Here is a 721-nt window from a genome sequence, read left to right on the forward strand (position 1 = left end):
CGAAAGCAAAACTCGTCCCAATACGCTTGCAAATAAGTGACGCCAATTCCGTGGAACGTACGGTCGATCCATCTCTTGGCATCTTGAAAGATGCGGGGCAGCGGCGTCCAATGAAAGCTGGTTCGCTTCAGCAATCGCACGTCAAAGGTGCCGGGTTGCACGTGCTGCTTCATGAATGCAACTTCTCCCGAATGGCGCAGCGACTTACCGTCCATGTGCTCAACGGCAATGACCTTCAGTTTCACGTATGCAGGTTCTCCACCCGCTTGGAAAGAAGCGCTCACCATCACCGGATGTTCTTTCGGATGGCGGTAATACGGCTGAAGCGTTCTTTTCCCATAAATACCAACCCCGACACGAACCTTGCCCGTGAGCGGTTGCTTTGTATCCTTCTCGCTGACGGCCTGTCGGATCAAGTGGAGCATCCGCCACGCTGTCTTATATGTAACGGAGATAAGCTTGGAGAGATGAACGGCGTTCACGCCTTCCGGTTGCGAAAAAAGTTGAAAGGCGATACGCCATTTATACAACGGAGTGCGGCTTCTTTCCATGACTGTACCAGCGGTCAGAGTAGTCTGGTGTCCGCAATGATGGCACTGGTAAAGAGGGAGTCTGCGGGTGTGAATCGTATAGTAGCGGGAGTGCCCGCACCGCGGGCAACGAAAGCCGTTCGGCCACTTCATAGAGAAAAAATAACCGATACAATCTTCTTCCGAAAAAA

The 721-nt window shown here is 52.3% G+C and carries 2 pseudogenes; both read right to left on the reverse strand.

Annotated features, from left to right (window positions below):
* A pseudogene (locus JET16_RS29790) lies at nt 1-530 on the reverse strand (transposase); the annotation flags it as partial.
* 57 nt (nt 531-587) lie between these two features.
* Nucleotides 588-721: pseudogene (locus tag JET16_RS31225) on the reverse strand (transposase); the annotation flags it as partial.

The organism is Paenibacillus alkalitolerans (assembly GCF_016482785.1).
Taxonomy (GTDB): Bacteria; Bacillota; Bacilli; order Paenibacillales; family YIM-B00363; genus Paenibacillus_AE; species Paenibacillus_AE alkalitolerans.